This window comes from Paenibacillus sp. E194 (assembly GCF_000935845.1).
GTDB lineage: Bacteria > Bacillota > Bacilli > Paenibacillales > Paenibacillaceae > Paenibacillus_B > Paenibacillus_B alvei_B.
The window spans coordinates 1-6,481 of record NZ_JMDX01000285.1 but is presented as its reverse complement, the minus strand read 5'-3'; the positions used below and the strand labels follow the sequence as shown (position 1 = coordinate 6,481).

The window sequence follows — 6,481 nt, the reverse complement described above, 5'->3', positions numbered from 1 at the left end:
GCAGTTCTTCGGTGGTGCCGTACATCCATTGATGGAAATCTATCAATGCAATAATGCGTCAGAGGCAAAGAATTGGATGCTTCAACGATGTATGAAAATTATGAATTGCATCGCCGTCGAGCGGCAGACTGGCTACAAGAAGCTAGTGGATGACGCAAAAGGCTATATGAAGCTTCATTATGCGGATCAGGATATTTCGATTCATACGGTGTGCAGGCATTTGCATATCAGCACAGGCTACTTCAGCCATATTTTTAAGAAGGAAGCGAAAACCACCTTCGTGAGCTACTTGCTGGAGCTGAGAATGGAAGCGGCGAAGGAGCTGCTGCGGTCAACGGATCTCAAAGCGTTCGAGATCGGTGAGAAGGTCGGGTATGCGGATCCGAATTATTTCAGCTTCAGCTTCCGTAAGCGCTTCGGATTGTCGCCCAAGGAATACCGCAATAGGGATCGAGGGTGAAGGTAGCATGATCAACGTCAAGAGCATTCAATTTATTATCGCAAAAACGTTTATATTCATTACCGTTGCAGCGGTGTGTATGGTCAGCATCATGCTGTATAACAAATTTTCCAGTACAGCGGAGACAAATGCGGACTTGAATATTCAGCAAGTCGTAGAGCAGGTCAATTATAATTTGGAGAACTATGTGAACAACATTACAAGTATCTTTGACGTCGTTCAAGACCTGATTCGCAGGAGTCCTTCCGTGACGAATCCCATTTTAGTAGAGCAGCTGAAATCCATTATGAAAACAAGAGAAGATTTGATTTCGATTGCCTTGTTTACCAAGCAAGGAAAGCTAGTCTTTAACACCCCTCAACTGACCATGCGAAGCAATACACAATTAGAGCGACAAAGCTGGTTCGAGGCCGCTATGGCGCGCCCAGATCATTTATCATTCTCATCACCTCATATTCAGAATTTATTTAAAACCACTTACAAATGGGCCGTCTCCATCAGTAAACAAGCTAGGTATCGTGTAGGGGGAAGGCAGCCCAATCAGGGTGTGCTAGTTATCGATATGAACTTCAAGACGATCAACGAATTAAGTAAGCAAGTGACCTTTGGCAAGAGGGGGTATATCTACATCATCGATTCGTTCGGCAACATCGTCTACCATCCGCAGCAGCAATTGATTTATGCAGGGTTAAAGTATGAGAACTTAGAACGCGTCCTTACCTATGCGTATGGAAGCTTCCAAGATAACAGCAATGACGAGAGCAAGTTGATTACCGTCAAAACGGTTAATCCAATCGGCTGGAAGGTTGTAGGCGTCGCCTACAAAGATGAGATTGTAACAACCAAATCTGAACTAAATACATTTATACTGTGGTTTCTCGTCATCGTCATTCTGTTCGTTCTATTCGTGTCGATCATCGTATCTGCGAAAATCTCACAGCCCATTCAGAATCTAGCAAAATCAGTAAAGAGCGTGGGGGAAGGGGACTTTACCGTACCGACCTCGACGATTGGCATCTATGAAGTGGATCAATTGTCCAGCCGATTCAACATGATGCTACGGCAAATTCGGCAGTTAATGGATCAGATTATTGTGGAGCAAGAGGCGAAGCGCAAGAGCGAACTTGATGTGCTGCAAGCACAGATCAATCCACACTTCCTATATAACACCTTGAATTCGGTCATCCGGCTTGCGGAACGGGGAGAGACAAGGGAGGCTGTTACGGCAATTACATCCTTATCGCGATTTTTTCGGATTAGCCTGAGCAAAGGGAAGAACATCATCACCGTACAAGAAGAGATTGAACATGTCAGACATTACTTAATCATTCAGACCATCCGTTATAAACGCAAATTTCAATATGCAATAGATATCCAGGATGAGGCATTGGATTGCATGACCATGAAGCTTATTTTGCAGCCAATCGTCGAAAATGCGATCGTGCATGGGATTGAGATGATGCAGGAGGAGGGTATGATCACCATAACAGCCGCTATTGTAGAAGATAAGTTGATGCTGCAAGTAACGGATAACGGCTTAGGCATGAGTCCTCAGATTGTGAACAGTCTTCTAACGAAGAAGGTAAGAAGTGAAAGTGGGTCAGGCGTTGGCGTGAAAAATGTACATGATCGTATCCAGCTATGCTTCGGTCAAGGCTACGGACTGAAGTTCGAGAGCGAGCTGGAAGAAGGCACGACGGTCAAAATCTGGCTTCCCATTGTCCGGGATGAAAGGGAGGAAGAGTCGTGAATCGAAGAATGAATCTATTCTTAATCGTGATTTTGTCACTCTCCTTCTCGCTGTCGTCTTGTTCCATTCAGACCAATATGATGTCGGATAATATGCTCACCATTGACCTGATCGTCAAAATGAATCAAGGCGATTACTGGAACACGCTGAAGAGCGGGGCTGAGGCTGCAGCCAAGGAATTCAATGTGAAGCTTCAATTCTTGGCTCCGAATCATGAAGATGATATTCCAGGTCAGATTGAATTAGTGAATCAATCCATTCAGAACCGTCCGGATGCCATCATTCTTGCGGCGAGTGATTATATGGGGTTAGCACAAGCGACCGATCGAATTGCCTATCAAAACATTCCGATCATATCCATCGACTCAGAGGTTGGATCCGCACGTGTGAAGACGTATGTCGGTACGAACAATTATGAAGCAGGGCAGCTGGCCGCGAAGCGAATGATCGAATTGATTCATGAATCGGGTCAAATTGCGGTCATGAACTTTGTAGAGGCAGCCAAAAATGCGAATCAACGGGAAGAAGGGTTTCAAGATTATGTGGCCAGATTTCCTAATGTTCGTGTAGTGGATATTCAATATTCACAGTCCAATCAACGAAATGCGGAGGAGATCACACGCAGATGGCTCGCACAATATCCGAGTCTGGATGGGATTGTCGCATTAAATGCAGAATCTTCAATCGGCGTAGGGCGTGAGGTTCAACGATCCGGCCATGGTGGAAGAGTGAAGGTGGTCGCATTCGATAGTCCACCTGAAACAATGGGGTTGTTACAGGATGGAGTTGTTCAGGCTTTGGTCTTGCAGAATCCATTTAATAACGGATATCTCGCCGTGAAGTACGCCGTCGACATTATTGAGGGGCGGAACGTACCTGAAAGAATAGATACAGGTGTTAAGCTAATTGATCTGGACAATATGCTGTGGCCAGAAAACCAGAAGCTGTTGTTTCCGTTTGTAAAATAAATCAGCGCGCAAGGTGATGAGAATTTCGATAGAACTCAGGAGGATTTTTGATACCGATTCCCATGAGAATCCATCATAATGAAAGCGTATTCTTTTGCAAGGTATTCAGGAATGATGTTGGAGGAGGTCTAGATTAAATGAGGAAAGCAACAGCATTGATTCTGGCAAGTGCATTATTCGCTGCAGTCATTTCCGGTTGCGCAAGCGGAAAAAGTTCAGGCGGTGACGGCGGCAGTGAACCCCAAGTAGGTGTTGCGATTTATAAGTTCGACGATACGTTCATGACAGGCGTGCGGAATGCGATTTCGGATTCAGCGAAAGGGATTGCCCAAGCCGATATCGTGGACAGTCAGAATTCACAGCCGACCCAAAACGATAAAGTGGATTTGTTCATCACGAAAGGGGTTAAAGCCTTGGTCGTTAACCCTGTTGACCGTACGGCAGCGGGTGTCATTATCGATAAGGCGATGGCCAAAGACATTCCGGTTGTATTCCTGAATCGCGAGCCATTGCCGGAAGATATGAAGAAATGGGATAAAGTCTATTATGTCGGAGCGAAGGCAGAGGAATCGGGTACAATGTCCGGCCAGCTCATTGCAGATTATTGGAAGGCAAACCCGGGAGCGGATAAGAACAAGGATGGCGTATTGCAATATGTCATGTTAAAAGGGGAGCCTGGTCATCAGGATGCAGAACTCCGTACGAAGTACTCGATTCAAGCGATCGAAGACGCGGGGATTAAAGTTGAGAAGCTGCAGGAAGATACCGGGATGTGGGATCGCGTAAAAGGGCAGGAGAAGATGGCGGCGTTCTTGGCTGCACATGGCGATAAGATTGAAGCAGTCTTCGCGAACAATGATGATATGGCCTTGGGCGCCATTGAGGCATTAAAGGCGAATGGCTATTTCAAGGATAACAAATTCATTCCTGTGGTAGGTGTCGACGCGACAGCGCCGGCGCTGCAGGCATTGGAAGAAGGAACCTTGCTTGGAACCGTTCTAAATGATGCGAAGAACCAAGGAAAAGCTGCGATCACGCTCGCTAGCGTGCTAGCGAAAGGCGAGAAGCCGACGAAGGAGAATGTCGGCTATGAAATCACGGATAATCAGTATATCTGGATTTCTTATAAGAAAATTACGAAAGACAATATGGCTGACGCGAAGTAATGTAAACCTGTTCCGATAGGCAGGCTTCAGATTGGGGAGGTAGAATGATTCGTTATTCGAACCTCCTCTTTTTATGAAGAGAATTAGGGGGCGAAAGGGATGGAGCAGCATGAATTCGTGCTCGAAATGAACAACATCTCCAAGGAATTTCCGGGAGTTAAGGCGTTGGATCAGGTGACGCTGCAAGTGCGTCCTGGAACTGTGCATGCATTGATGGGCGAAAACGGAGCGGGCAAATCAACATTGATGAAATGCCTCTTCGGGATATACGCCCCTGATGGTGGCGAGATTATTGTGAACGGTGTACCTGTACAGATTCCGAATTCCAAAACGGCATTGAATATCGGGATATCGATGATTCATCAGGAGCTTCACCCTGTGCCTTACCGAAATGTGATGGAGAATATTTGGCTGGGACGATTCCCGACGAGAGGGATTGGCCCTATTCAATTTATCGATCATAAGCGCATGGCGCGAGATACGCGTGATTTATTCAAACAACTGGACATCGATTTGCAGCCCGAGACGATGGTTCATACGTTATCGGTTTCCAAAGTCCAATCCATCGAAATTGCCAAGGCGGTATCCTTCCATTCCCGTATCATTGTGATGGATGAACCGACGTCATCGCTTACTGATGTCGAGGTTGAGCAGCTGTTCCGAATCATTCGAGAGTTGAAAAAAAATGGCGTCGCCATTATTTATATATCGCACAAAATGGAAGAAATCCTTCAAATATCAGATGAAGTGACGATTATGAGAGATGGGAAAAAAATCGGGACGTGGCAGGCATCCGAATTAACCACGGATCTGATTATTTCTCGAATGGTTGGACGCGATTTGACGAACCGATTCCCACCACGGAACAACGTGCCCGGCGAGGTCGTGATGCGCGTTCAGGGACTGACCTCCCCTCTACCCAAATCGTTCAACCATGTGAGTTTTGACTTGCACCGTGGTGAAATAGTTGGGATCGGCGGATTGGTAGGCGCACAGCGCACCGAATTGATGGAAGCCTTATTCGGACTCCGGGACATCCAATCGGGTACCATCTCGATTCAAGGCAAGGAGGTACGGATCGATTCTCCTGTCATTGCGAAGAAACATGGTATGGCATTGTTAACGGAGGAACGACGCGTGACAGGCATTTTCCCGGTGTTATCGGTTCATGAGAATGCGGCAATCGCGAATTTGGATCACTATCGCAAGCCTTATTTCCTGTTAGACGGGAAAAAGAAGAAGGCGGAAGTGGATGCGATGGTTCAGAAATTGAGAACCAAAACACCGTCTACGCGCGAACTCATCATGAACCTGTCTGGCGGGAACCAGCAAAAGGTGCTGTTTGCACGCTGGCTCCTGACGGAACCGGATATATTGCTGTTGGATGAGCCTACCCGCGGCATTGACGTCGGGGCTAAGTATGAAATTTACTCGATCATTGCTGAACTGGCCATGCAGGGCAAAAGCATTATTATGATCTCTTCGGAAATGCCGGAGCTCATCGGGATGTCGGATCGCATTATGGTCATGTCCGAAGGGCGGTTAACCGGGATTCTGAATGGGAAGGAAGCGACGGAAGAGGAAATCATGCGGCTAGCGGCACAGCATTAAGCGGCAGAGAAAGGTGAGATCTACGATGAACGCGAAGCGAATTCAAACTTTTATTTCCCAAAATGTCATCTATATGGTTCTGGCTGTTCTTATCATTGGAATTGCGATTTACGATCCTTCATTTATAGGATTAAATCCACTCCGGGATATCCTGAATCAGTCATCTACACGGGTCATTATCGCCCTGGGCGTTGCATTTGTTCTCATTACAGGCGGTACGGACTTGTCTGCAGGCAGGATTGTGGGTTTATCCGCGGTCGTATCGGCGTCCATGCTGCAGACAACCGATTATGCGCGCAGGTTTTTCCCCGATCTGGAGGAACTGCCGTTATTCGTACCGATTCTACTAGCAGTCGTTGTAGGCCTCATATTTGGACTCATTAACGGGGTAATCGTCGCTAGGTTCAAGGTGCCTCCATTCATAGCAACGTTAGGTACGATGGTGGCTGTGTATGGCGTCAACTCCTTGTATTTTGACACGGCTCCGAATCATTCGCAGCCGATCGGCGGGTTGCGGCCCGATTTT

The 6,481-nt window shown here is 46.8% G+C and carries 6 protein-coding genes; all 6 read left to right on the top strand.

The features are described 5' to 3' along the window. Positions 1–460 (top strand): helix-turn-helix transcriptional regulator (locus AZ66_RS25230; RefSeq protein ID WP_156160075.1); only part of this gene is annotated, 460 nt, incomplete at its 5' end. Positions 461–467: 7 nt separating this feature from the next. Continuing rightward, complete coding sequence (locus AZ66_RS25225) at positions 468–2,210, top strand: sensor histidine kinase (RefSeq protein WP_082061723.1); 1,743 nt, start codon at positions 468–470, stop codon at positions 2,208–2,210. Then, complete coding sequence (locus AZ66_RS25220; protein WP_231587040.1) at positions 2,207–3,178, top strand: substrate-binding domain-containing protein; 972 nt, start codon at positions 2,207–2,209, stop codon at positions 3,176–3,178. The genes AZ66_RS25225 and AZ66_RS25220 overlap by 4 nt, the downstream gene beginning before the upstream one ends. 137 nt (positions 3,179–3,315) lie before the next feature. Then, positions 3,316–4,344, top strand: a complete 1,029-nt coding sequence (locus AZ66_RS25215; protein ID WP_044357395.1) for a galactose ABC transporter substrate-binding protein — start codon at positions 3,316–3,318, stop codon at positions 4,342–4,344. 99 nt (positions 4,345–4,443) lie between these two features. Next, entirely contained in the window at positions 4,444–5,955 is a 1,512-nt protein-coding gene (locus AZ66_RS25210; RefSeq protein WP_044357394.1) for a sugar ABC transporter ATP-binding protein, read from the top strand. A gap of 25 nt (positions 5,956–5,980) precedes the next feature. Continuing rightward, positions 5,981–6,481 (top strand): ABC transporter permease subunit (locus AZ66_RS25205; RefSeq protein ID WP_044357393.1); only part of this gene is annotated, 501 nt, incomplete at its 3' end.